This is a genomic window from Actinomadura atramentaria DSM 43919, from assembly GCF_000381885.1.
In the GTDB taxonomy this organism is placed as follows: Bacteria; Actinomycetota; Actinomycetes; order Streptosporangiales; family Streptosporangiaceae; genus Spirillospora; species Spirillospora atramentaria.
Genome location: NZ_KB907209.1, coordinates 530,276 through 551,161 on the forward strand (window position 1 = coordinate 530,276; position 20,886 = coordinate 551,161).

Annotated in this window: 18 protein-coding genes and 1 pseudogene; 11 read left to right on the forward strand and 8 right to left on the reverse strand. The window is 73.3% G+C overall.

Annotated features, from left to right (window positions below; genetic code table 11):
• Positions 1-41: 41 nt before the first annotated feature.
• The 6 genes from G339_RS32795 (at position 42) to G339_RS32805 (ending at position 7,298) form a co-directional block, all read left to right on the forward strand.
• Complete coding sequence (locus tag G339_RS32795; protein ID WP_019630255.1) at positions 42-587, forward strand: single-stranded DNA-binding protein; 546 nt, start codon at positions 42-44, stop codon at positions 585-587.
• 958 nt (positions 588-1,545) lie between these two features.
• On the forward strand, positions 1,546-2,832 hold the full coding sequence (locus tag G339_RS0106445; RefSeq protein ID WP_026341199.1) for a sensor domain-containing diguanylate cyclase: 1,287 nt from the start codon (positions 1,546-1,548) through the stop codon (positions 2,830-2,832).
• 72 nt (positions 2,833-2,904) lie between these two features.
• Positions 2,905-4,569: an energy-dependent translational throttle protein EttA gene (gene ettA, locus G339_RS0106450; RefSeq protein ID WP_019630258.1), complete on the forward strand. Its 1,665-nt coding sequence runs from the start codon at positions 2,905-2,907 to the stop codon at positions 4,567-4,569.
• 129 nt (positions 4,570-4,698) lie between these two features.
• Positions 4,699-5,136: an acyl-CoA thioesterase gene (locus G339_RS0106455; RefSeq protein ID WP_019630259.1), complete on the forward strand. Its 438-nt coding sequence runs from the start codon at positions 4,699-4,701 to the stop codon at positions 5,134-5,136.
• Positions 5,133-5,762 (forward strand): GNAT family N-acetyltransferase, encoded by a 630-nt coding sequence (locus G339_RS32800; protein ID WP_019630260.1) that lies wholly within the window; start codon positions 5,133-5,135, stop codon positions 5,760-5,762. Before G339_RS0106455 ends, G339_RS32800 begins: the two co-directional genes overlap by 4 nt.
• Before the next feature lie 147 nt (positions 5,763-5,909).
• Complete coding sequence (locus G339_RS32805) at positions 5,910-7,298, forward strand: S28 family serine protease (protein WP_019630261.1); 1,389 nt, start codon at positions 5,910-5,912, stop codon at positions 7,296-7,298.
• Positions 7,299-7,580: 282 nt separating this feature from the next.
• On the opposite strand, the gene G339_RS0106470 is transcribed toward G339_RS32805, so the two are convergent.
• From G339_RS0106470 to G339_RS40270, 4 genes and pseudogenes are all read right to left on the reverse strand, one after another.
• Positions 7,581-9,134: a glycoside hydrolase family 13 protein gene (locus G339_RS0106470; RefSeq protein WP_019630262.1), complete on the reverse strand. Its 1,554-nt coding sequence runs from the start codon at positions 9,132-9,134 to the stop codon at positions 7,581-7,583.
• Between the two features lie 23 nt (positions 9,135-9,157).
• A pseudogene (locus G339_RS38595) lies at positions 9,158-9,523 on the reverse strand (globin); the annotation flags it as partial.
• Positions 9,524-9,592: 69 nt separating this feature from the next.
• Positions 9,593-10,588: a mechanosensitive ion channel family protein gene (locus G339_RS38600; RefSeq protein ID WP_019630264.1), complete on the reverse strand. Its 996-nt coding sequence runs from the start codon at positions 10,586-10,588 to the stop codon at positions 9,593-9,595.
• A 422-nt stretch (positions 10,589-11,010) separates the two neighbouring features.
• Positions 11,011-11,454 carry a hypothetical protein gene (locus G339_RS40270; protein WP_019630265.1) on the reverse strand — a complete coding sequence of 148 codons (444 nt, stop codon included), beginning with the start codon at positions 11,452-11,454 and terminating at the stop codon, positions 11,011-11,013.
• Between the two features lie 537 nt (positions 11,455-11,991).
• Between G339_RS40270 and G339_RS0106490 the strand changes: the two genes are divergently transcribed.
• Positions 11,992-13,530 carry an NsdA family TPR-like regulatory protein gene (locus tag G339_RS0106490; protein ID WP_019630266.1) on the forward strand — a complete coding sequence of 513 codons (1,539 nt, stop codon included), beginning with the start codon at positions 11,992-11,994 and terminating at the stop codon, positions 13,528-13,530.
• Between the two features lie 9 nt (positions 13,531-13,539).
• Entirely contained in the window at positions 13,540-14,202 is a 663-nt protein-coding gene (locus G339_RS0106495; RefSeq protein ID WP_019630267.1) for a GNAT family N-acetyltransferase, read from the forward strand.
• Between the two features lie 19 nt (positions 14,203-14,221).
• Here the strand turns inward: G339_RS0106495 and G339_RS0106500 are convergent, their stop codons facing one another.
• Complete coding sequence (locus tag G339_RS0106500; RefSeq protein ID WP_019630268.1) at positions 14,222-15,007, reverse strand: class I SAM-dependent methyltransferase; 786 nt, start codon at positions 15,005-15,007, stop codon at positions 14,222-14,224.
• Positions 15,008-15,073: 66 nt separating this feature from the next.
• On the reverse strand, positions 15,074-17,143 hold the full coding sequence (locus tag G339_RS0106505) for a prolyl oligopeptidase family serine peptidase (RefSeq protein ID WP_026341201.1): 2,070 nt from the start codon (positions 17,141-17,143) through the stop codon (positions 15,074-15,076).
• Positions 17,144-17,257: 114 nt separating this feature from the next.
• On the opposite strand from G339_RS0106505, the gene G339_RS0106510 reads away from it, so the two are divergent.
• Both G339_RS0106510 and G339_RS0106515 read left to right on the forward strand, forming a co-directional pair.
• Positions 17,258-17,671 (forward strand): DUF11 domain-containing protein, encoded by a 414-nt coding sequence (locus G339_RS0106510; protein WP_019630270.1) that lies wholly within the window; start codon positions 17,258-17,260, stop codon positions 17,669-17,671.
• A 242-nt stretch (positions 17,672-17,913) separates the two neighbouring features.
• Positions 17,914-18,426, forward strand: coding sequence for an HNH endonuclease (locus G339_RS0106515; RefSeq protein ID WP_019630271.1), 513 nt, complete (start codon positions 17,914-17,916; stop codon positions 18,424-18,426).
• 417 nt (positions 18,427-18,843) lie between these two features.
• On the opposite strand, the gene G339_RS0106520 is transcribed toward G339_RS0106515, so the two are convergent.
• Entirely contained in the window at positions 18,844-19,947 is a 1,104-nt protein-coding gene (locus G339_RS0106520) for a serine hydrolase domain-containing protein (protein ID WP_033322350.1), read from the reverse strand.
• Between the two features lie 242 nt (positions 19,948-20,189).
• Here G339_RS0106520 and G339_RS0106525 point away from each other — a divergent pair, with 242 nt between their 5' ends.
• The gene (locus G339_RS0106525; RefSeq protein ID WP_026341203.1) at positions 20,190-20,402 is read left to right on the forward strand and encodes an FmdB family zinc ribbon protein; all 213 of its coding nucleotides are present in this window, start codon (positions 20,190-20,192) and stop codon (positions 20,400-20,402) included.
• A 12-nt stretch (positions 20,403-20,414) separates the two neighbouring features.
• Here G339_RS0106525 and G339_RS0106530 read toward each other — a convergent pair whose 3' ends face one another.
• Complete coding sequence (locus G339_RS0106530) at positions 20,415-20,774, reverse strand: DUF1330 domain-containing protein (protein WP_019630274.1); 360 nt, start codon at positions 20,772-20,774, stop codon at positions 20,415-20,417.
• Between the last annotated feature and the right edge of the window lie 112 nt (positions 20,775-20,886).

The window sequence follows — 20,886 nt, forward strand, 5'->3', positions numbered from 1 at the left end:
GTGCCGCGAGCCGCCCGGGCTCGCGGCTTCCCAGGGAGGCCATGTTGAACGAGGCGCAGATCACCGTCACCGGCTGGGTCGCCGCCGAGCCCTTCTACTCCGTCACCGCGAACGGCACGCCGTTCGTGTCGCTGCGGGTCGGCTGCACGCCGCGCCGCTTCGACCGGCAGACCGGCCAGTGGCAGGACTCCGACACGATGTTCCTGACCGTGCAGTGCTGGAAGGCGCTGGCCGACAACGTCCACGCGTCGGAGTTCCGGCGCGGGTACCCGGTGGTCGTCACCGGGCGGCTGCGCATCCGCCAGTACGAGAAGGACGGGGTGGGGCGGTTCGCCGCCGAGATCGACGCGCTCACGGTCGGGCCGGACCTGAACCGGGGGACGGCCGACTTCCGGCCGGTGACGCGGTCGGCGGGCCTGAGCGAGGACGAGCGCCGCGAGGCGACCGAGGCGACGGACCACTGGGCGGCCGCGGGTCCGCTGACGGCCCCGCCCGACCAGCCCGCCGAGACCTCTTCCACACCCCAGTCCGCCGCGGCGTCCGCCGCCCCGCCCACCCCGGAACGCCGCCGCGCCGAAGCCGCCTGATCTCCGGCTTCACCAGCGAGAACACCGGTCCCGGGCGCGGCGGCCGACCGCCGCGCCCGGTCCCGCGGGGCGCGCGACGCGCATGGGCGGCGCGTGGTCTTCGGGCCGCGCGGAGGTAGGGGAGGGCTGGCTTCGGGGGTAGCGGGATTAGGCGCGGCGCGCCGCCGGAAACACCGCGTCGGCCCGCCGACCGCGCGCAGAATCGAAGCGTGCGTCGGGTGGGTCCGGCGCGAGGCGGCGGGCGGGGTCGCGGACGGTCACGGATCTCGGGACGCGTGGCACGGCATGTTCCGGGGACGGTACAGGGATGCCCATGAGCGTCACAGACGGTGGTCTAGTGATTGCAAAAAGTCGCCGCAGGGTCTTTCGCCAACGTAAAGTTCTCGGTACTGTCGGTAATCACGCGTCGGGTTCGGCGGGCGAGGGGAGGTCCGGCGTGCGGGACGAACGCGGCACGGCGTGGCCGGTCTGCCGCCGCCCGGTCGGCACACGGCACGGCTCGTCAGGGAACGGTCCGTTCGGCGAGAACGAGCACCCGCACACGTCCGCGCGCGCGATCCGACGGCCTCGCGAGGCGCAGGGCCGGGTCGGGAGCCGGGTTCGGGGGCGCGGGGCGGGTTCCGGGCGGATCGCGGACCGCGATACCCACGGCCGGGCCGTCGTCGTGCGGGCGGGCGGCGAGCGGGTGTCGCGGTCATGATCCGGCTCCGTCCCCCATCGCGGGGGCGCCGTCCGTGCGCCGCCCCCGCGCGGTGGGGGTCGCGGGCCGCCTTAGATCCAGGAAACGCCACGCATGATCTCTCCCCCTCCGAATGTGCTGAGGCCGACGGATTCGCTGGCCGTGTGGTGGATGGCCCTGTGGCCACCGACTTGTGCGTTATCGAAGCTACCGGTTTCCGGCGCGCTACGCACACGTTGCAACTATCGTGTTACACAACGTGATGCATAGGGGGGAAGGATGACGGCAGTGCAGTCGTCCGCGGAGGACCGTGGCGGGGACCTCACCCGAAAGCCCAGTTGGCGAGGGGTTTCCGGCCGTCCGTCCCTGACGGCCGTCTACGTGTGCGCCGTGGTCGCCGTCCACGTCTCCCTCACGCTCGCGGCCCTCGTGCAGGCCCCGCTGCGGTTGAACGATCTAGCCACGTTTGGCGCGATCTTGGCGTGCGGGGTCGTCTGCATCGAGGCGTCCCGCCGACTGGGCATGCCCGCGGGCGTCGCGCGCGACCTGCTGTCGGCCTGGTGGCTGCCCGCCGCGCTGCTGCTGCCGCCCGCGTACGCGCTGCTCGTCCCCGTCCCGCTGCAACTGCTGCTGCAGTTCCGCGTCCGCCGGACGCTGCTGCACCGGCGGCTCCTCGTCATGGCCGCGCACGGCATCGCGGCGGCGGTCGCGTCGGTGCTGTTCCACCTGGTCGTCCCCCGGCCGCTCGCCGGGCCGGGCTGGGTCGTGGACGTCACGCCGGGCGTCCCGGTGGCGATCGGCTGCGCGGTGCTGTTCACGGTGATCAGCACGTTCGTCGTCGCGGTCGCCGCGCACACCGCCAACCCCGAGAGCGGCTGGCGCGACGTGCTGTGGACCCGGGAGAGCCTGCTGCTGGACCTGGTCGAGCTGTGCGTCGGCGTGACGGTCGCGCTCCTGGCGGCCGTCTCCCTCGGCTTGCTGCTGCTCGCGCTGCCGCCCGCCGTCCTGCTCCAGCGCAGCCTGATGCACCAGCAGTTGCAGGCCGCCGCGCGGACGGACGCCAAGACCGGCCTGCTCAACGCGGTCGCCTGGCAGCGCGAGGCCGACACCGAGCTGTCCCGCGCGCAGCGCGGCCACGAGCCGCTGGCCCTGCTGCTGATCGACATCGACTACTTCAAACGGGTCAACGACACCCACGGCCACCTCATCGGCGACCAGGTCCTGATCGGCGTGGCGAGCACGCTGTGCCACCAGCTCCGCGACTACGACCTGGTGGGGCGGTTCGGCGGCGAGGAGTTCGTCGTGCTGCTGCCCGGCGCGGACACCGTCGAGGCGTGCCGGGTCGCCGAGCGCCTGCGCGGCCGCGTCCGCCGCCTCGCGGTGCCCGCCGACGAGGGCACGGTCAGCGTGACGATCTCCATCGGCGTCGCGCTGTTCCAGATGCACGGCTCGGACATGATCGAGATGCTGGCCGCCGCCGACCTGGCGCTGTACCGGGCGAAGGCGTCCGGCCGCGACCGCGTCTGCCTCCCCGCCCTCGACGCCCCCCGCACCCCCGACGCCTGACGCCCGCCGCGACCGACCCGCCCGCCCCGCAGGGCGCGTCGACCGGTGCCGCGAAGGCTCTAGTCTTGAAACATGGCCGAGTACATCTACACGATGCAGCGCGTGCGCAAGGCGCATGGCGACAAGGTCGTCCTGGACGACGTCACCCTGCACTTCCTCCCCGGCGCGAAGATCGGCGTCCTGGGGCCGAACGGCACCGGTAAGTCGACGCTGCTGCGGATGATGGCCGGTCTGGAGCAGCCGTCCAACGGCGACGCGCGGCTCATGCCAGGCTACAGCGTCGGCATCCTGCAGCAGGAGCCGCCGCTGAACGAGGAGAAGACGGTCCTCGGCAACGTCGAGGAGGGCGTCGCCGAGACCAAGGCGATGCTGGACCGCTTCAACGAGATCGCCGAGCAGATGGCGACGGACTACTCCGACGAGCTGATGACGGAGATGGGCAAGCTGCAGGAGCAGCTCGACCACCGCAACGCCTGGGACCTCGACAGCCAGCTCGAACAGGCGATGGACGCGCTGCGCTGCCCGGCGCCGGACGCGGACGTCACCAAGCTGTCCGGCGGCGAGCGCCGCCGCGTCGCGCTGTGCAAGCTGCTGCTGGAGGCGCCCGACCTGCTGCTGCTGGACGAGCCCACCAACCACCTCGACGCCGAGAGCGTCAACTGGCTGGAGCAGTTCCTCGCCAAGTACGAGGGCACCGTCCTGGCCGTCACGCACGACCGGTACTTCCTGGACAACGTCGCGACGTGGATTCTGGAGCTGGACCGCGGCCGCTGCCACCCCTACGAGGGCAACTACTCCACCTACCTGGAGAAGAAGGCCGAGCGGCTGAAGGTCGAGGGCAACAAGGACGCCAAGCGCAAGAAGCGCCTGGAGGACGAGCTGGAGTGGGTCCGCTCCAACCCCAAGGCCCGGCAGACCAAGAGCAAGGCGCGTCTGCAGCGCTACGAGGAGATGGCGGCCGAGGCGGCCAAGACCCGCAAGCTCGACTTCGAGGAGATCCAGATCCCGCCGGGCCCGCGCCTGGGCAACACGGTGATCGTCGCGGAGGGGCTGACGAAGGGCTTCGGCGACCGGCTCCTGATGGAGGACCTGTCGTTCAACCTGCCGCCGAACGGCATCGTCGGCATCATCGGCCCGAACGGCGTCGGCAAGACGACGCTGTTCCGGATGATCGTCGGCGAGGAGCAGCCCGACTCGGGCGTCCTGCGGCTGGGCGAGACGGTGCAGGTCTCCTACGTCGACCAGGGCCGCGGCGGCATCGAGCCGAACAAAACGGTGTGGGAGGTCGTGTCGGACGGGCTCGACCACATCAACGTCGGCCAGGTCGAGATGCCGTCCCGCGCGTACGTCGCGGCGTTCGGGTTCAAGGGCCCGGACCAGCAGAAGCCCGCCGGGGTGCTGTCGGGCGGCGAGCGCAACCGGCTGAACCTGGCGCTGACCCTGAAGCAGGGCGGAAACGTCCTCCTGCTGGACGAGCCGACGAACGACCTCGACACCGAGACGCTGTCGAGCCTGGAGAACGCGCTGCTGGAGTTCCCCGGCTGCGCCGTCATCACCTCGCACGACCGGTGGTTCCTCGACCGGATCGCCACGCACATCCTGGCGTGGGAAGAGGGGTCGAACTGGTTCTGGTTCGAGGGCAACTTCGCCGACTACGAGAAGAACAAGGTGGAGCGGCTGGGCGCGGACGCCGCGCGCCCGCACCGCGTGACGCACCGCAAGCTCACCCGCGACTGACGCGTTCCGTCGCGACGGCACCGCCCCCGGCCCGCCCCGGCCGGGGGCGGTGTCTGTTCAGGGCGGGATGTCGGATACGGGTACCATCGCCCCGACCAGCACGACGTGTCACCGAGTCCAGGTGAGGACATGCAGCGCAGCGAACCGCCCCCCGCCGAGTACCGCCACGTGTACGAGTTCAACATCCGGTTCGGCGACATCGACTCGCAGGGCCACGTCAACAACGTCAAGTTCCTCGGGTACCTGGAGGACGCGCGGCTGGAGATGTTCCACGGCGACCCGGTCCGCAAGGGCGAGGAGCCGGTGCGGGGGATGGTGATCTCGCGGCACGAGATCGACTACAGGCTGCCGCTGCTGCCGACCGTCTACCCGGTGCGGGTCGAGACGTGGGTGACGCAGGCGCGCGCCGCGTCGTTCAAGCTCGCCTACGAGGTCCGCGACGACGAGAACGTGTTCGCGACCGCGACGTCCACGATCGTCGCGTTCGACGTGGCGGCGAACCGGCTGCGGCGGTTCACCCCGTACGAGCGGGAGTTCGTCGGCCGATATCTCGCGCCGGAGGCGTGACCCCGCCGGAACCGGCGGGCCGGGACGCGCGGGTGCGGCTGCGCCCGGTCGCGGAGTGCGACGCGCCCGCGCTCGCCGCGCTGTGCCGGGCGAACCGGGAGCATCTGCGGCCGTGGGAGCCCGAGCGGGGCGAGCGGTACTTCACCGTCGCGGGGCAGCTCGACAACGTCCGGGACCTGCTGGACGCGTACGCGTGCGGGGAGATGTGGCCCGGCGTGATCCTGGTGGACGGCGTCCTCGCGGGCCGCATCACGCTCAACAACATCCTGCGCGGCGCGCTGCAGAGCTGCTTCGCCGGGTACTGGGTGGGCCGCGCGCACGTGCGGCGGGGCGTGGCGACCGAGGCACTGCGGCAGGCGCTGGACATCGCGTTCACCGAGCTGCGGCTGCACCGGGTGGAGGCGTTCACGCGGATCGACAACGTCGCGTCGCAGCGGGTGCTGGAGCGCAACGGGTTCACGCCGGTCGGGATCGCGCGCCGGCACATCCACGTCGCGGGCCGCTGGCACGACGAGCGGCTGTACGAGCGGCTCGCGCCGTGGGACGACGGCCGCTCGCTGGTGCCGCCGCACGCCGGGGCGGCCGGGCCGCCGTGGCTTCCGGGCGCCGCGGACCAAGATCAGTAATGTGGGGGACGGCCCGGCCGTGGTCACGGATGGATAACGGACGGAACAGGGTCCGTTCTCGCCACTGACGTCCCCTTAAGGTCGCGTCGCGAACTTGTGGAGAACCCACAGGGAAGGGGAGAGATGCGGCGCTTCTCACAAGGTGCGATGGCCCTGTTCCTCACGGCCGGGCTGACCTGCGCGTCCGTCACGGCGGTCCGCGCGGAGCCCGGTCCGCCCGCGTCGGCGGCTGTCGACGTGGCCGACCGGCTCCGCGCGGTCCCGGGCATGACCGTCCAGGAGAAGACCTCGACGCTGCCCGGCTACCGCTGGTTCTGGCTGACGTACCGGCAGCCCGTCGACCACCGCAATCCGCGCGGGCGGTGGTTCGAGCAGCGGATCATGCTGCAGCACAAGTCCGAGGACCGGCCGATGGTCCTCTACACCAGCGGTTACGCGACGCCCGAGACGATGTTCACCGCCGAGCCGACCGCGCTCGTGGACGGCAACCAGATCTCCGTCGAGTACCGGTATTTCACGCCGTCCCGCCCGGAACCGGCGGACTGGTCGAAGGACACCATCTGGCAGGCCGCGACCGACGAGCACCGCGTCATCGGCGCGCTCAAGAAGATCTACCGCGCCCGGTGGATCTCGACGGGCGCGAGCAAGGGCGGCATGACGGCCGTCTACCACCGGCGCTTCTACCCGGGCGACGTGGACGGCAGCGTGGTGTACGTCGCGCCGAACGACGTCCGCAACGACGAGGACAGCCGCTACGACCGGTTCCTGGACAGCGTCGGGACCGACCCGGCGTGCCGCACCCGGCTGAAGACGCTGTCGCGCGAATTCCTCAAGCGCCGCACGACGCTCGTCACCCGCCTCACCGGTGAGGCGAAGCAGAAGGGGTGGACGTTCACGATCCTGCGCACGCCCGACCGCGCGTTCGAGAACTCCGTGCTGGATTTCGAGTGGGCGTTCTGGCAGTACAGCCTCCAGGCCGACTGCGCGAAGCTGCCCGCGCCGGACGCGTCCGACGACGCGCTCTACGCGAGCCTCGACGCGATCTCCGACCTGTCGTCCTACACCGACCAGAGCCTCGCCCAGTACTCGCCGTACTACTACCAGGCGGGCACGCAGCTCGGCTGGCCGTCGCCGAGCTTCCCCAACCTGCGCGGGCTGCTGCGCTACAAGGACGACTACCTGCCGCGCACGTACGTCCCGCGCGACATCCCGATGCGCTTCGACGGCGGACGCGCCATGCGCGACATCGACGCGTGGGTGCGCTCGCACGGCGAGCGGCTGCTGTTCCTCTACGGCCAGAACGACCCGTGGGGCGCCGAGCCGTTCCGGCTCGGCCGGGGCTCGCGCGACTCGGCGGTGTACGTCGCGCCGGGCATGAACCACAGCGGACGGCTCATCGCGACCCTTCCCGAGCGCGACCGCGCGGCCGCCGCCGCGGACGTCCGCCGCTGGGCGAACGCCGGCCCCGCCCCGACCGTCACCGCCCGCGCCGTCGAAGCCGACGACCCCCTGCTCCTGGACCGCCCGCGCCTTTAACCGCCTGCCGCCCCAACCCAACGGCGGCCCGCCACCCCGTACCGGGCGCGGTCCGTACCGGGCGCGGTCCGCACCGAGCGCGGTCCGCACCGAGCGCGGTCCGCACCGGGCGCGGTCCGCGCCGGGCGCACCCGCGCCAGGCGCGGGCCGCGTGCTCGCGTCCTGTGTGGCGCGCGTGCCTGTGTCCGGGCCGCGCGCGAGCCCGCGCGACGTGCGTTCCGCGTGTTCGTGCAGCGCGTGACCGCGTGTCGTGCCGGCCGCACGCCTGCGGGCGCGGGTGTGTCAGGTCGTGGTGAGCCAGGCGGCGGACGAGCCGGGGAGGAGGGTGCCGTCGAGCGTGGCGCTGGTGAGGAGCGGGCGGCCGGGGGGTAGCGGGATCGGGCGGTCGCCGAAGTTCACCGCGCAGGTCAGCGGGCCTCGGCGCAGCAGCAGCGAGCCCTGCGGGGCGTCCGGCCATTCCACCGTGCCCGGCAGATCCGGTGGGAGCGCGCGGCGCTGCGCCAGTGCCCGCCGGTAGAAGGTGAGCATCGAGTCGGGGTCGGTCTCCTGGGCCTCGGCCGTGTAGTGGCGCCATGCGTCGGGCATCGGGAGCCACGGGTTCGTGGCCGGTGGGCCGAAGCCGAACGGCGCGGCCGTCCCGGACCAGGGGAGCGGTACGCGGCAGCCGTCGCGGCCCAGGGCCGTGCCGCCGCTGCGGGTCCAGATCGGGTCGCGGCGCGCCTCGCCGGGGATGTCCATCACCTCGGGGAGACCTAGTTCCTCGCCCTGGTAGAGGTACGCCGAGCCGGGGAGCGCCAGCAGGAACAGCAGGGCCGCGCGGGCCCGTGCCGCGCCGATCCCCGGCGGGCCGCCCGGCAACCCGTACCGGGTGACGTGCCGGACGACGTCGTGGCTGGACAGGACCCACGTCGGGGCCGCGCCGGTCGGGGCCACCGCCTCGATCGTCTCGTCCACGACCGCGCGGAAGCGGTCCGCCGACCACGGCGCGAGCTGCAGGTGGAACTGGAAGACCTGGTGCAGCTCGTCCGGGCGCAGGTAGCGGGCGAGGTTCGCGGTGTCGTCGCTCCAGACCTCGCCGATCGCCATCCGGTCGCCGTCGTAGGAGTCCAGCAGCCGCCGCCAGTCGCGGTAGACGCCGTGGACCTCGGGACGGCTGTAGATCGGGCTGCCCGGCGAGTGCCGGCCCCGGTCGCCGAGGTCGGCGAACTCGGGGTCCTTGAACAGCCCGGCGGCGACGTCGATGCGGAACCCGTCCACGCCCCGGTCCAGCCAGAACCGCAGGATGTCCTCGAACTCGGCGCGGACGCGCGGGTCGCGCCAGTTCAGGTCGGGCTGCTCGGGCGCGTACAGGTGCAGGTACCAGTCGCCGTCCGGGAGCCGCGTCCAGGCCGGGCCGCCGAACGCGGACGGCCAGTCGGTCGGCGGTGCGTCGCCCGCGCCCCGGCGGAACACGTACCGCTCGCGCTCCGGCGAGCCGGGCGGCGCGGCCAGCGCCTCCCGGAACCACGGGTGCCGGTCGGAGGTGTGGTTCGGGACGATGTCGACCATCAGCCGCAGGCCGTGCGCGTGCGCGTCGGCGACGAGCGCGTCGAAGTCGTCCAGCGAGCCGAAGCGCGGATCGACCGCGCGGTAGTCCGCGACGTCGTAGCCGCCGTCGGCCAGCGGGGAGCGGTAGAACGGCGTCAGCCACAGGGCGTCCACGCCGAGGTCGCGCAGGTACCCCAGGCGGGACCGGACGCCCCGCAGGTCGCCGTCGCCGTCCCCGTCGGAGTCGGCGAAACTGCGGACGTACACCTCGTACACGACGGCATCGCGCCACCAGGGGGTTCGGGTCATACCCGCGACCTACCCGGTCAGGACGGCGCGTTCACCATGCTCTCGGCCGCCATCGCGAAGTACTTCCACAGCATCGCGTCGAGCTGCGCGGGGAGCGCGAGGTCGTCCATCGCCTCGCGCATCCGCGCCAGCCACGCGTCGCGCTCGACCGCGCCGATCACGAACGGCGCGTGCCGCATCCGCAGCCGGGGATGGCCGCGCTCCTGACTGTAGGTGTTCGGCCCGCCCCAGTACTGGATGAGGAAGAGCCGCAGCCGCTCCTCGGCGGGGCCGAGGTCCTCCTCCGGGTACATGGGGCGCAGCACCGGGTCGTCCGCGACTCCCTCGTAGAAGCGGTGGACCAGGCGCCGGAACGTGTCCTCGCCGCCGACCGCCTCGTAGAAGGTCACCTGTTCAGCCATAGCGCCCCCACCCTATGCGAGGGGCGGGCCGCCGCGCGGGGCGGCGGCGGGGAAAGATCAGGCGGTCGGGCCGACCGAGACGCCCGCCCGGTCGAAGGCGACCTTCACCCGCTCGCGCAGCTCACGCGCGACGGGCGCCTGCTTGCCGGGCGCGGTCTTCAGCACGACGCGGATCGTCAGCGCGTCCCCCGCGAGGGACTGCACGCCCCACACGGACGGCTTCTCCAGGATCAGCTCGTCCCACGTGGGCGTGGCGGCCAGCTCGTCGGCGGTGCTCTGCAGCAGGTCCTTGACCTTCTCGACGTCCTCGGCGATGTCGACGGGGATGTCCAGCACCGCGCGGCCCCAGTTCTGCGACTCGTTGCCGACGTGCTTGATCTCGCCGTTCGGGACGTACCAGACGATGCCGTTCACGTCGCGCATCCGCGTGACGCGCAGGCTGACGGCCTCGACCGTGCCCTTCGCGGTGCCGACGTCGATGACGTCCCCGACGCCGTACTGGTCTTCCAGCAGCATGAACAGCCCGGCGAGGAAGTCCTTGACGATGTTCTGCGCGCCGAAGCCGACCGCGACGCCGACGACGCTCGCGCTGGCGATGATCGGCGCGAGGTTCAGCCCGAGGTTCCCGAGGATGCTGAACGCCGCCGTCCCCATGATGAGGATCGACGCGACGCTGCGCAGCACCGAGCCGAGCGTCTTCGCCCGCGACGCGCGGCGCTGGCTGAGCAGCGCGGGGCTGCCCGCGAAGTGCGTCTTGGACTTCTCCCGGACGCGCTCGGAGATGGTGCTCTCCGCCATCCGCAGCGTCACCTTGTCGATCATGCGGTGCGCGAAGCGGCGCAGCAGCAGCGCGACGACGAACGTGACGACGATGAGGAAGACGGTGTTGAGCGGCTTGTCCAGCCAGGCGCGGAAGAACTTCGTGAAGCCGTCGTCGTGCGACACGTTCCACACGATGCGGCAGGCGACGCTGGGCTCGCCCGGTCGGCACGCGGACTCCGCGGACCCGTGGTCCTCCCAGGGGAGCAGGGCGGACCCGAGGTTGGACAACATGATCGAACTGACCTCCCGGCCGGTTGCTGGGCCTTCGCACCGCCGGGTCGCGGACCCGCGGCGACGACCCGCCCGATCGTATTGGACGGGGCGGACCCGTCCGTACGGGCACCGCCCGGGCCCGCGCGCCGGGATTGTGGACCGTTCCCGGAGCCGGACGGGACCGGGGGGCCCGGCGCCGCGACCGGGGGTCTGGTCGCGGCGCCGGATCGGCCGGGGCGGCGCGGCCGGTCCGGCCGGCGAGGGGGTTCGCCGGGTCGGACGCCGCGGGCCGCCCGGCGCTCCTGCGGGCCGGTCGGGGGATGCGGGGGTCGGTCGGATCGGGTGCTGGACGCGTCCCGCGCGGCGGCTTCGCCGCGCCGTTCCGCCCGCCGTCGCGCGGGACGCGCCCGTCCAGGGGCGATCCGGGATGGCTCGGGGAGCTAGGGGTGGCCGGCCTGCCAGCGCAGCGCCGGGTCGGCCGCGGCGAGACCGCGGGCGGTGTGGCCGCGCGGTTCGCGGAGGCGGAGTTCGTGGGGGCGGGCGTCGCGGCCGGACTGCGGCCCGTGCCGGAGGTCCGGGCGGTGCCCGGCGGACCGGTCGGGCGAGCGGTGGTGCGGCCGCAGCACGTGCGCGAGCTTGGCCGCGGCGGCGCGCGGGTCGTCCGCCCGGTGCAGCCGCTCGCCCCACGACCACCAGAAGTAGGCGTCGCTCGTCTCCGGCGCCGGGGCGCAGGTGACGTCCTCGGCGAGGCTCGCCGCGTCGGGGTTGATCACGCGCAGGAACACCGGCCCGCCCGGCGCCCCGACCACGCGGGCGACCAGCCCGCGCGTCCCGAGTTCCCGTCCGAGCCCTTCCAGGTGTTCGACGTGTCCGTCGATGACCACCCGCGCACCCCCTCCGTCGCCGCTGCTCCCGGTGACCCGGCCGCCGCGCGGGCGGCCGGTCCGCCGACCTCGCCGAGTGACGCGCCGATCCCGCCCCCGAGGCGCGCGGCCGGGCACCGGGCCCGGACGCTTCGGATCGTCGCGGTCACTGACTGCGAGAATTGCAACTCTCACCAGAAGGGTCAAGCGGCGCGTTCGGCCCCCAAGGAGGGGGAAAGTTCGACGCGGGAGTGCTTTTTCACCCCCACGGAGGAAAATCCTCTACCCGGGGTGCGGATGGTCCTCCGGACCGTGCCGCCTTTCTGACGAATCGCTTGGCGCGCACCGGTGCGGGAGTTACGCTCTGTGCGCGAAAGATTATCTGTCGTGGCAATACCCAACCGGTCGCCGTGGCAGGAGACGCCGGTCGCCCCCCGGGACCGGAGCCCCCCGCCCGCCGGCGAGGGAGGCCGGAGGCACATGTCGGAGCCCCCCCGTAAGGAAACGGACATCGCGCGCCGGATACGCGCGCACGGGCTGGCACGGGGACACGCGCCCGTGGAGATCGCCCAGGAGATCCACGAGCAGTGCGGCCCGCTGTTCGGAACGAGCGCGGTGAAGGCGCACCGGCTGGCGCACGGCGTCGCCCTGTCCGACATCGTCGCGCAGGTCCGCGCCCTTTTCGAGGTGGACGGAAAGCCGGAGCCCAAGCTGGGGGAGACCCTGCTGTCGGCGTACGAGAGCGGTTACAAGCGGCCCGGCCCCGAATACCTGCACTACCTCTGCGCCGTCTACCGGGTGGAACCCGAACGGCTCGGCTACCAGAACCCGTGCGTCTGCGGCCGGGGGCACGGCGCCCCCGGGTCCGGGGACCGCGAACCCGAGCGGGGCGTGATCGAGTCGCCGCCCCTGGTCGGGGCCGTCATCGGCCGGCCGGAGCCGCGCCGCTGGCTCCCCGCCGACCGGCGCGCGGGGCTCGATCACGCGGAGAATCCCATGTCGGTCGATGTGGGGGAGGAGGACATCGTGCTGCGTAGGACACTGCTGCAGCTCTTGGCCGGGGCGGGCGTCGCGGTGGACGGCCAGTTCCTCGGAGCCGTGGACGGGCTCCGGCGCAAGATGGACGACACGCTCGTCAACGCCACGGTCTCGCCGACGATGCTCGACCAGTGGGAGGAGACCACCCTCGGGTACGGGCAGATCTACCAGGCGACGCCGTCGCTGCGGATGCTGTGCGACGTGCTGCTGGACTTCAGCGAGGTCCGCCGCATGTGCGACAAGCGGCAGCCGGTGGAACTCCAGGAGCGCCTGTGCCGGATCGCGGCGCAGCTCTCGGCGCTGTCCGGGCTGATCATGATCAACCTGGGCGACCACCGGCTGGCCCGGTCGTTCTTCCGGACGGCGCGGACCGCCGCCGACGAGACCAACGACCGCAAGCTCCGCGCGTGGGTGACGGTGCGCGAGTCGCTCGTCCCCATGTACTACGGCGACCCGCGCGAGGCGCTGCACCTGGCGCGCAAGGCGCAGGACCTGGCGGGCCGCGACCCGAGCGTCGCGGCCGCGATGGGCCCGGCGGTGGAGGCGCGGGCGCTCGGGATGCTCGCGCTGCGCGGGCGCGGCGACGCCGGGCCGGGGGCGCGGCGCGCGCTGGCGCGGGGCCGGTCGGTGTTCGAGCGGCTGGGGGAGGAGCACACGGGCGACCTGGTGTTCGGCTTCACCGACCGGCAGATGACGTTCTACGAGGGCGACACCTTCACCAACCTCGGCGACCACAAGCAGGGCGACGCGGTGCTGAGCCGCGCGCTCACCCTGTACGCGCCGACCGACCGCGTCGACCTGACGCTCGTCAAGCTCGACCGGGCCGCGTGCCGGCTGAACGCCGGGCACGGCGACGCCGCCCTCGCGGCCGCCGCCGAGGCGATCACCGACCTGCCGCCCGAGCACCGGTCCGACATCCTCATGCACCGCGCCCGGCAGATCGGCGGCGAGGTGCGGGCGCGCTGCGGCGACATGCCCGAGCTGAACGATTTCTACGAGACCCTCGCGGGCCCGTGGGTGAAGAGCCCGGCGGCCCCCGATCCGAGCACGGAAGTCTGAGCCACGCACATGACGACGTCCGGGGAAACGTCCCCCCGCGAGACCGGCCGCCCGCTCCCGGTGCGCCGGGAGCAGGAACCGCCCGTGTGGGAGGCGGGCGAGCTGCGGGTCCGCCGCTACCGCCCCGCCGACCACGCGACCGTGCTGCGGCTGCACCGGGAGGGGCTGGCGCAGGTCGGGCTGCGGCCCGGCGACGGGGTCTACTACGACCACGACTTCTTCCGGATGGAGGAGATCTACCTCAGCAACGACGGGGAGTTCCTCGTCGGGGAGGCGGGCGGCGCGATCGTCGCGATGGGCGGGCTGCGCCGCGCCGACCTGGTGCCGGGCGGGCACGCGCGCGCGTTCGGCGCGGCGGTGCTCGGCCCGGCGGAGGCGGCGGCCGCCGGGCTGGCGGTCGCGGGCGGCGTGCCGGGCGCGACCGGGCTGGACGCGGTGGAGATGGTCCGGCTGCGCGTCCGCCCCGACCGGCAGGGGCGGGGCCACGGGACGGCGCTCGTCCGCATCCTGGAGGACCGCGCCGCCGAGCTGGGCTACCGGGTGCTGCGCGCCGACACCACGTCGCAGCAGACGACGGCGCTCGCGCTGTACCGCCGGTTCGGCTGGCGGGAGACGCGCCGGGAGCGGATCGGCGGGCTCGTCAACGTGTACCTGGAGAAGCAGTTGCGCTGAGCGGGCCGGCGGGCCGGGGTCAGGGCAGGCGGCCGCCGACGACCTGGACGAACGGGTACCGGTGCCGCCGGACGCCGGTGAACCCGCGCGCCTCCAGCGCGCCGGTCACCTCGCCGTCGCCGAACAGCCGGACGCCCGCCGCGCGGGACACGGTGCTCGCGGCGAGGCCCGTCACCGGGAGCCGGGGGCGGCGGCTGGTCAGGACGACGATGCGGCCGCCGGGCCGCAGGACGCGCGTCATGGAGTCCAGCGCGGCCCACGGGTCGTCGAACAGGTACAGCGCGCCGGAGCAGCAGACCGCGTCGAACGTCGCGTCGGCGAACGGGAGGTCGGCGGCGTCGCCGCGCACGTAGCCGATGGCGGGCCCGTCCGCCGGGACGTCCTCGGCGGCGGCGCGGGCGAGCATCCGGGGCGCGGCGTCGAGGCCGACGACGAGGCCGCGGGGGCCGACGCCCGCCGCGAGCGCGCGGGTGACGTTGCCGGGCCCGCACGCGACGTCGAGCACGGCGGCGTCCGGCCGGTCGCCGCCGAGCCCGAGCGTGCGGCGCAGCAGCGCCTGCTCGGCGGCGGTGCCGGGTCCGGCGGGCCAGCCCTTGGCGAGGTTGAACCCGACGGGCCGCCACACGCGCTCGTAGATCTGCGGCAGGAACGCCGACCGCATCACCGACTGCGCGATCGTCGGCGCGGGGTCGGCGGCGGGGCCGAGCAGGTCCAGGTACCCGGCCGCGGTGTCGGGGTCGGCGGGCGGGTCGGCGAGCAGCGCCGTGATCCGGTCGAGGGCGGGGGCGGTCACGGGGGTCACCATGCGCTTATTGGAGCATGTGTCAATTCGGGTTGTCGCGCGTCCGGGCGCGGTGTGACCGACCCCACGTCAGAGCAGGCCCGTCTGCGACGCCAGGAACGACAGCGTGTCCGTCATCAGGTCCACCGACCGGCTCACCGACCGCCCCGCGTGCCCGACCTCCTCCTCGCTGCGCAGCAGGACGGGCGCGTCCGACGCCGTCGCGTGCTGGAGCGCCGCGCACATCTTGCGGGCGTGCAGCGGATCGACGCGGGTGTCGCCGTCGAACACCGTGAACAGGACCGCCGGGTAGGCCGTCCCCGCGCGGACGCGGTGGTAGGGGGAGTAGGACAGCAGCCAGCCGAGTTCCTCGGGGTCGTCGGCGGTGCCGTACTCGTCGTTCCACGTCTGGCCGAGGCCGAACCGCTCGTAGCGCACCATGTCGAGCAGCGGCGCGGAGCACACCACGGCCCGGTACAGCTCCGGCCGCTGGGTGAGCGCCGCGCCGACGAGCAGGCCGCCGTTGGAGCCGCCGGAGATCGCGAGCCTGTCGGACGTCGTCCAGCCGCCGCTGATCAGCGCCTCCGCCGCCGCGTGGAAGTCGTCGAACACGTTCTGCTTGTGCTCGCGCATTCCGGCGCGGTGCCACTCTTCGCCCTCTTCTGATCCGCCGCGCAGGTTCGCGATGGCGTACACGCCGCCCATCTCGACCCACGCCAGCACGCTCGCGGAGTAGCCCGGCGTGAGCGGGACGTTGAAGCCGCCGTAGCCGTAGAGGATCGTCGGGCGCGGCCCGGACGAGCCCGGCCGCGCCATGACGAGCATCCGCACCTCGGTGCCGTCCCGCGAGGTGTAGACGACCTGGCGCGTCTCGACGTCCGGGACCTCGACCGCGCCGGGCGGCGTCGCCCACGTCGTCGTCTCCCCGGTCCGCGCGTCGTAGCGCAGGACGACCGTCGGCGTCGTGTTGTCGGTGTAGGCGAACCACGCCTCGTGCCCGCCCTCCGGGCGCTCGCCGAGGCCGCCGATCGAGCCCAGGCCCGGCGTCGGAACGGTCCCGGTCCGCTCGCCGGTCGCCAGGTCGTGGACGGTGATCTCGCTGATCGCGTGCCGCGTCCACGCGGCGAGCAGGACGGGCCGGTCCAGGTCGTCGAGGATCGCGAAGTCCGTCAGGACGGCCTCGGGGTCCTCCGGGACGAGGTCGCGCCACGTCTCCGGGCGCGGGTCGGCCGGGTCGGTCACGCACAGCCGCGAGCGCGGGGCGTCCCGGTCGGTGAAGACGTACGCGCGGCCGTCCCGCCCGACGTACAGGCCCGTCTCGGCGTCCACGCCCTCCTGCACGGCGCGCAGCTCGGGGCGCTCCGGCGGGGACGCGGACAAGTCCGCTATCCACAGGTCGTTGCGCGGGGCCGTGCCCCGCGACGCCGACACCGTCAGCCAGCGGCCGTCGCGGCTCACCCCGACGCCGTAGTAGTTCGTCTTGTCCCGGCCGTCGCCGAAGACCTCGACGTCGTCGGCCGGGTCCGCGCCGACCCGGTGCAGGTAGACGCGGCGGTGGTACTGCTCCTCGCCGTCCGGGACCTTCTCCGGCGGCAGGCGGCGCGCGTAGTAGTACGCCGCGCCGCCCGGCAGCCACGCCACCGACGAGTACCGGGCGCGGTCGATCGGGCCCTCGACGCGCTCGCCGGTCGCGACGTCCATGACGTACAGCAGCGACTCCTCGTCACCGCCCCGCGAGATCTTGTACGCGAGCAGGCGGCCCTCCTTGTCGGGCTGCCAGCCGTCGAGCGTCGTGGTGCCCGCCGGGTCCAGGGCCATCGGGTCGACGAGCACGCGCACGTCCGCGCCCGGGTCGGCGACGCACAGCACCGCGTGCTCCTGGCCCGGGTCGCGGCGGGTGAAGAACCGGCGCCCGCCGCGCCACACCGGCCCGCCGACGTGGCCCGCCGACAGCAGCTCGGCCAGCCGCGCGCGCAGCCGGTCGCGCGCGGGGACGCCGCCGACCGTCTCCCGGAACAGCGCGTCCTGCGCGGCGAGCCACGTGCGGGTCTCGTCGGTGTCGCGGCGCTCCAGCCAGCGGTACGGGTCGGGCACGCGGCGCCCGTGGATCTCGTCGACGAGGTCCTCCCGCCGCGCGGGCGGATATGTCGGTCGGCTCATGAACTGCACTGTATTCACCGGCCGCCGGGCCGCGTCCGGCGCGCCCGCCCCGACGTGTCGCCGCCCGCCGGCCGGCCCGCTCCGCTAGAAATGATCTTGATCCGAGGAGGGGCCATGAACCGGGCGACCACCCGGGCCGTCGCGCTCACCGGCGCGCTGGCCTGCGCGTTCACCACCGCCGCACCGGTGCGCGCCGCGCCGCGCCGCGCGGCGGCCGTCACGCTCGCCTACTCGCGCGCGGAAGTCGCGCACGACGGGCGCACCATCGCGTGGACGTGGACCGTCCGCAACACCGGGCCGCGCGCCGTCGGGGACCTCGCCGTCGTCCACCGGCTCCGGCCCCGGCTCGCCGTCGTCGCCGTCACACCCGGCTGCGCCGCCCGCAAGACCGGCGTGCGCTGCGGATACGGCGCGCTCGCTGCGGGCGCGCACCGCACCGGACGGCTCGTCGCACGCGTCCCGCGCGGCGCCACCGGCACCGTCCGCATCGGCGGCCGGGTCACCTGGCGGCAGCCGCCGCCCCGATGACACCGGACGGCGACAACCATGTGGCCCGCCGGGAACCCGGGTTCGGACCGGCGGGCACCGGGGGAGATATGGGGTAGCGAACGACCTCCCTCTGAGGCCACACTGATTTCAGGTCGGTTCGCCCTGGGGAGGTCCTCAATGGCGGGTGTGCGAGTACCGGAGATATGCGAGCCTCGGCGGCACGCGCGCGGACGCGCGCCCGCCGGGGCGAGAACCAGCGCCGGACCGGCGGGGGACGCGTGATGCGGCACCAGGTCCTCCTCCTCAACGCGACGTACGAACCGCTCACGACACTGCCGCTGCGCCGCGCCGTCTGCCTGCTCCTGCGGGAGAAGGCCGAGATCGTCCACAAGGACTCCTCCGGCGCGGTCCTGCACTCCTCGTCCACGCGGGTGGACGTCCCCTCCGTGATCCGGCTGCGGCGCTACGTCCGGATTCCCTACCGCAGCCGCGTCCCGCTCACCCGCGCCGCGCTCATGCGCCGCGACAACTACCGGTGCGTCTACTGCGGCCGCCGCGCCGAGACCATCGACCACGTCCAGCCCCGCAGCCGGGGCGGGCAGCACGTGTGGGAGAACTGCGTCGCGTCCTGCATGACCTGCAACCACAACAAGGCGGACCGGCTCCTCGAAGAACTCGGGTGGACGCTGGCCGTCACGCCGTGCGTGCCGCGCGGGGCGCACTGGCGGTTGATCGGGGTGATCAATGATGGGGATCCGGAGTGGGCGGCTTATGTGAGAGAACCCGCGGCGTGACATTGTGGGGGGGGGGCGACCCCCCACACCCCCCGCGGCGCGAAGCGCCGCATCCTCGCTCCGCTGCGGTGCGACCCTTCGCGCTGCGCGCGCCCGGCCACTCGCTAGCGCTCGCGGCCGTGCGCGCGCGGGGCACCCCCCGTGGTTCCCGTCCTGCTCGGGCATAGACCCCCGGGGCTCGTGGCCGTGCGCCCGCCGGGGACCCCCGGTGGTTCCCGTCCTTGTTCGGGTGGACACCCCCGGGCTCGTGGCCCTGCGCCCGCCGGTAACCCCTGGGGTTTCCGTCCTTTGCTCGGGTGTAGGCCCCTCGTGGTTGCTGTTCGTTGCGGGTCTTCTTGCTCGGTGCGCTCGCTTTGGCGGTCCCGCTGTGGTCGCCGTCTTTTTCTACGAGGGTCGGGCGACACGGCTGGTTGGGCATCAGGGTTGTTCTGTTGCGCAGAAGGCCTTTGTGCCTGCGTCTCGGATGGCGTTGGTGTTGGGGCCCGGGAAGACGTTGCTGGCCATGAGTACCTGGTGCTGGCCGGATTCGTCGGACATCCAGAGGGCCAGGTAGCCGAGGACCGCGCCCTCGTGGGACCAGACGGTGCCGCACGCGGTTTTCGAGCGGACCAGCCCCAGGCCGTATTCCGTTCCCTCCGCTCCTGCGGGGACCGTGGTCTCCAGTTCCTGCATCTGCTTCTTCGGGAGCAGTTTTCCCGTCAGCAGGGCGCGTTGGAACGTCGCCTGGTCGGCGAGGGTGGAGACGGCCGCGCCGGCGGTGCCCGTCAGAGAGGTGTTCGACGTGGTCACGTCGAGGACGTATCCGTAGCCGTGCAAATGGTTGCCGGAAAGTTTTGACGCGCCGTCGGGCATGTAGGTGCGGGTCAGGCCCAGAGGCGTGAGGATTCGGTTCTTGATCTCCACCGACGGGTCGTGGCCGGTGACCGCCCGGATGACCATTCCCGCGAGAATGTAGTTCGTGTTGGCGTAGTGCCATTCCTTGCCGGGCGGCGAGTAGGGCGCGGTCCGGTTCGCGATGTCGACGATCTGCTGCGGCGTGTACTTCAGGTCCGGGAAGACGTTCACGCCGTAGGTGAGCAGCGTGAGCGGGTCGGTCATGTAGTCGTAGACGCCGCTGGTGTGGTTGAGGAGCTGGCGGATCGTGACCTTGGCGCCGTCGTTGGTGCCGTGCAGCGCGCCCGGCAGCCATTTGGCGACCGTGTCGTCCAGCGACAGCTTTCCCTCGGCCTCCAGTTGCAGCAGGACCGTTGAAGCGAACACCTTGGTGTTGCTGCCGATGCGGAACTGCGCGGCGGGGTCGGCCCTGACGCCGCGGTACAGGTCGCCCAGCCCGGCGGCGGCCGTGCGCTCGGTCGCGCCGTCGCGGACCATGCCGATCGCGCCGCCGCCGTTCGCGGCGACGATGTCCTGGACGGCCGAGGCCAGCGCGTCGGTCGGAGCCGCGTCCGCCGGGCCGACCGCCGCGACCACCGCCGCCGCGGTCGTCAGGAGGACGGCGCCGAGCCCGCTCACTGCTTTCATGGCCACTCCCGACGGCGGTTCACGCGACCGGGAACCGTCTAGATTTCCGCGCACGCTATCGGTCCCGCAGAGGGCGCGCAACGGTGTCCGCCCGGTCATTCCCGCGCCCGCTCCAAAGCCGCTCTCCGCATTCGACGAAGGCGATGAATTTTCGCGGAGCTAAGGACCGCGAGTGCGCGTCCCGGCCGCATCGCCGGTGCCGGACGGCTCGCCCGGGCGCTCGCGGTTGCGATAATCGGGTCATGCCACGCTATGACTTCCGCTGCCGCTCCTGCGGATCGACGTTCGAGGTGTCGCGCCCGATGAGCGAGGCGTCCGCGCCCGCCCCCTGCCCGGCCGGCCACGACGACACCGTCAAGCTGCTGTCGACGGTCGCCGTGACCGGGGGAGCGGCCGGACCGGCCGTCCCGCCCGCCGGGGGCGGGGGCTGCTGCGGCGGTGGCTGCTGCGGTTGACCGGCGCCCGCGTCACGCGCTGAGCGCGGCGGCCTGCGCGGCGCGCATCCGGGCGGCCGTCCGCCGCGGGTCGTAGTCGGGGCCGACGCCGTCCACCAGGAACGCGCTGCCGGGGATGTTGTCGGTGCGCAGCGGGAGGATCGCCTGGTAGGCGTCCGACGCGTACCAGGCGCGGGCGGCGGCCAGGTCCGGGAACTCGATCACCACGATCGCTCCCTCGAACGAGCCGTCCAGCGGCTCGATGTCCGCGCCGTGGACGAGGAACCGGCCGCCGAACGGGTCCATCGTCTCCTGGATGCGCTCGATGTAGGCGAAGACGCCCTCGGCGAGCGGCGGGACGGGACGGAGCTGGGCCATCGCGTAAGCGGGCATTTCTAACCTCCAGGATCGGTGCCGGTTCGTTCCGACGTGCCCAGTCTGTTCCGTCCGGGGGAAGCGAGGCGATGACCTCGCGGGTAATGGAACGCGAAAGGCCCCGCCCCCG

What these genes read in the sequence shown, in the direction of transcription:
- G339_RS32795 (WP_019630255.1), top strand. Translation starts at nt 42, where the DNA reads ATGTTGAACGAGGCGCAGATCACCGTCACCGGCTGGGTCGCCGCCGAG.
- G339_RS0106445 (WP_026341199.1), top strand. Translation starts at nt 1,546, where the DNA reads ATGACGGCAGTGCAGTCGTCCGCGGAGGACCGTGGCGGGGACCTCACC.
- ettA (WP_019630258.1), top strand. Translation starts at nt 2,905, where the DNA reads ATGGCCGAGTACATCTACACGATGCAGCGCGTGCGCAAGGCGCATGGC.
- G339_RS0106455 (WP_019630259.1), top strand. Translation starts at nt 4,699, where the DNA reads ATGCAGCGCAGCGAACCGCCCCCCGCCGAGTACCGCCACGTGTACGAG.
- G339_RS32805 (WP_019630261.1), top strand. Translation starts at nt 5,910, where the DNA reads ATGGCCCTGTTCCTCACGGCCGGGCTGACCTGCGCGTCCGTCACGGCG.
- G339_RS0106470 (WP_019630262.1), bottom strand. Translation starts at nt 9,134, where the DNA reads ATGACCCGAACCCCCTGGTGGCGCGATGCCGTCGTGTACGAGGTGTAC.
- G339_RS38600 (WP_019630264.1), bottom strand. Translation starts at nt 10,588, where the DNA reads ATGTTGTCCAACCTCGGGTCCGCCCTGCTCCCCTGGGAGGACCACGGG.
- G339_RS0106495 (WP_019630267.1), top strand. Translation starts at nt 13,540, where the DNA reads ATGACGACGTCCGGGGAAACGTCCCCCCGCGAGACCGGCCGCCCGCTC.
- G339_RS0106500 (WP_019630268.1), bottom strand. Translation starts at nt 15,007, where the DNA reads ATGGTGACCCCCGTGACCGCCCCCGCCCTCGACCGGATCACGGCGCTG.
- G339_RS0106505 (WP_026341201.1), bottom strand. Translation starts at nt 17,143, where the DNA reads ATGAGCCGACCGACATATCCGCCCGCGCGGCGGGAGGACCTCGTCGAC.
- G339_RS0106510 (WP_019630270.1), top strand. Translation starts at nt 17,258, where the DNA reads ATGAACCGGGCGACCACCCGGGCCGTCGCGCTCACCGGCGCGCTGGCC.
- G339_RS0106515 (WP_019630271.1), top strand. Translation starts at nt 17,914, where the DNA reads ATGCGGCACCAGGTCCTCCTCCTCAACGCGACGTACGAACCGCTCACG.
- G339_RS0106520 (WP_033322350.1), bottom strand. Translation starts at nt 19,947, where the DNA reads ATGAAAGCAGTGAGCGGGCTCGGCGCCGTCCTCCTGACGACCGCGGCG.
- G339_RS0106525 (WP_026341203.1), top strand. Translation starts at nt 20,190, where the DNA reads ATGCCACGCTATGACTTCCGCTGCCGCTCCTGCGGATCGACGTTCGAG.
- G339_RS0106530 (WP_019630274.1), bottom strand. Translation starts at nt 20,774, where the DNA reads ATGCCCGCTTACGCGATGGCCCAGCTCCGTCCCGTCCCGCCGCTCGCC.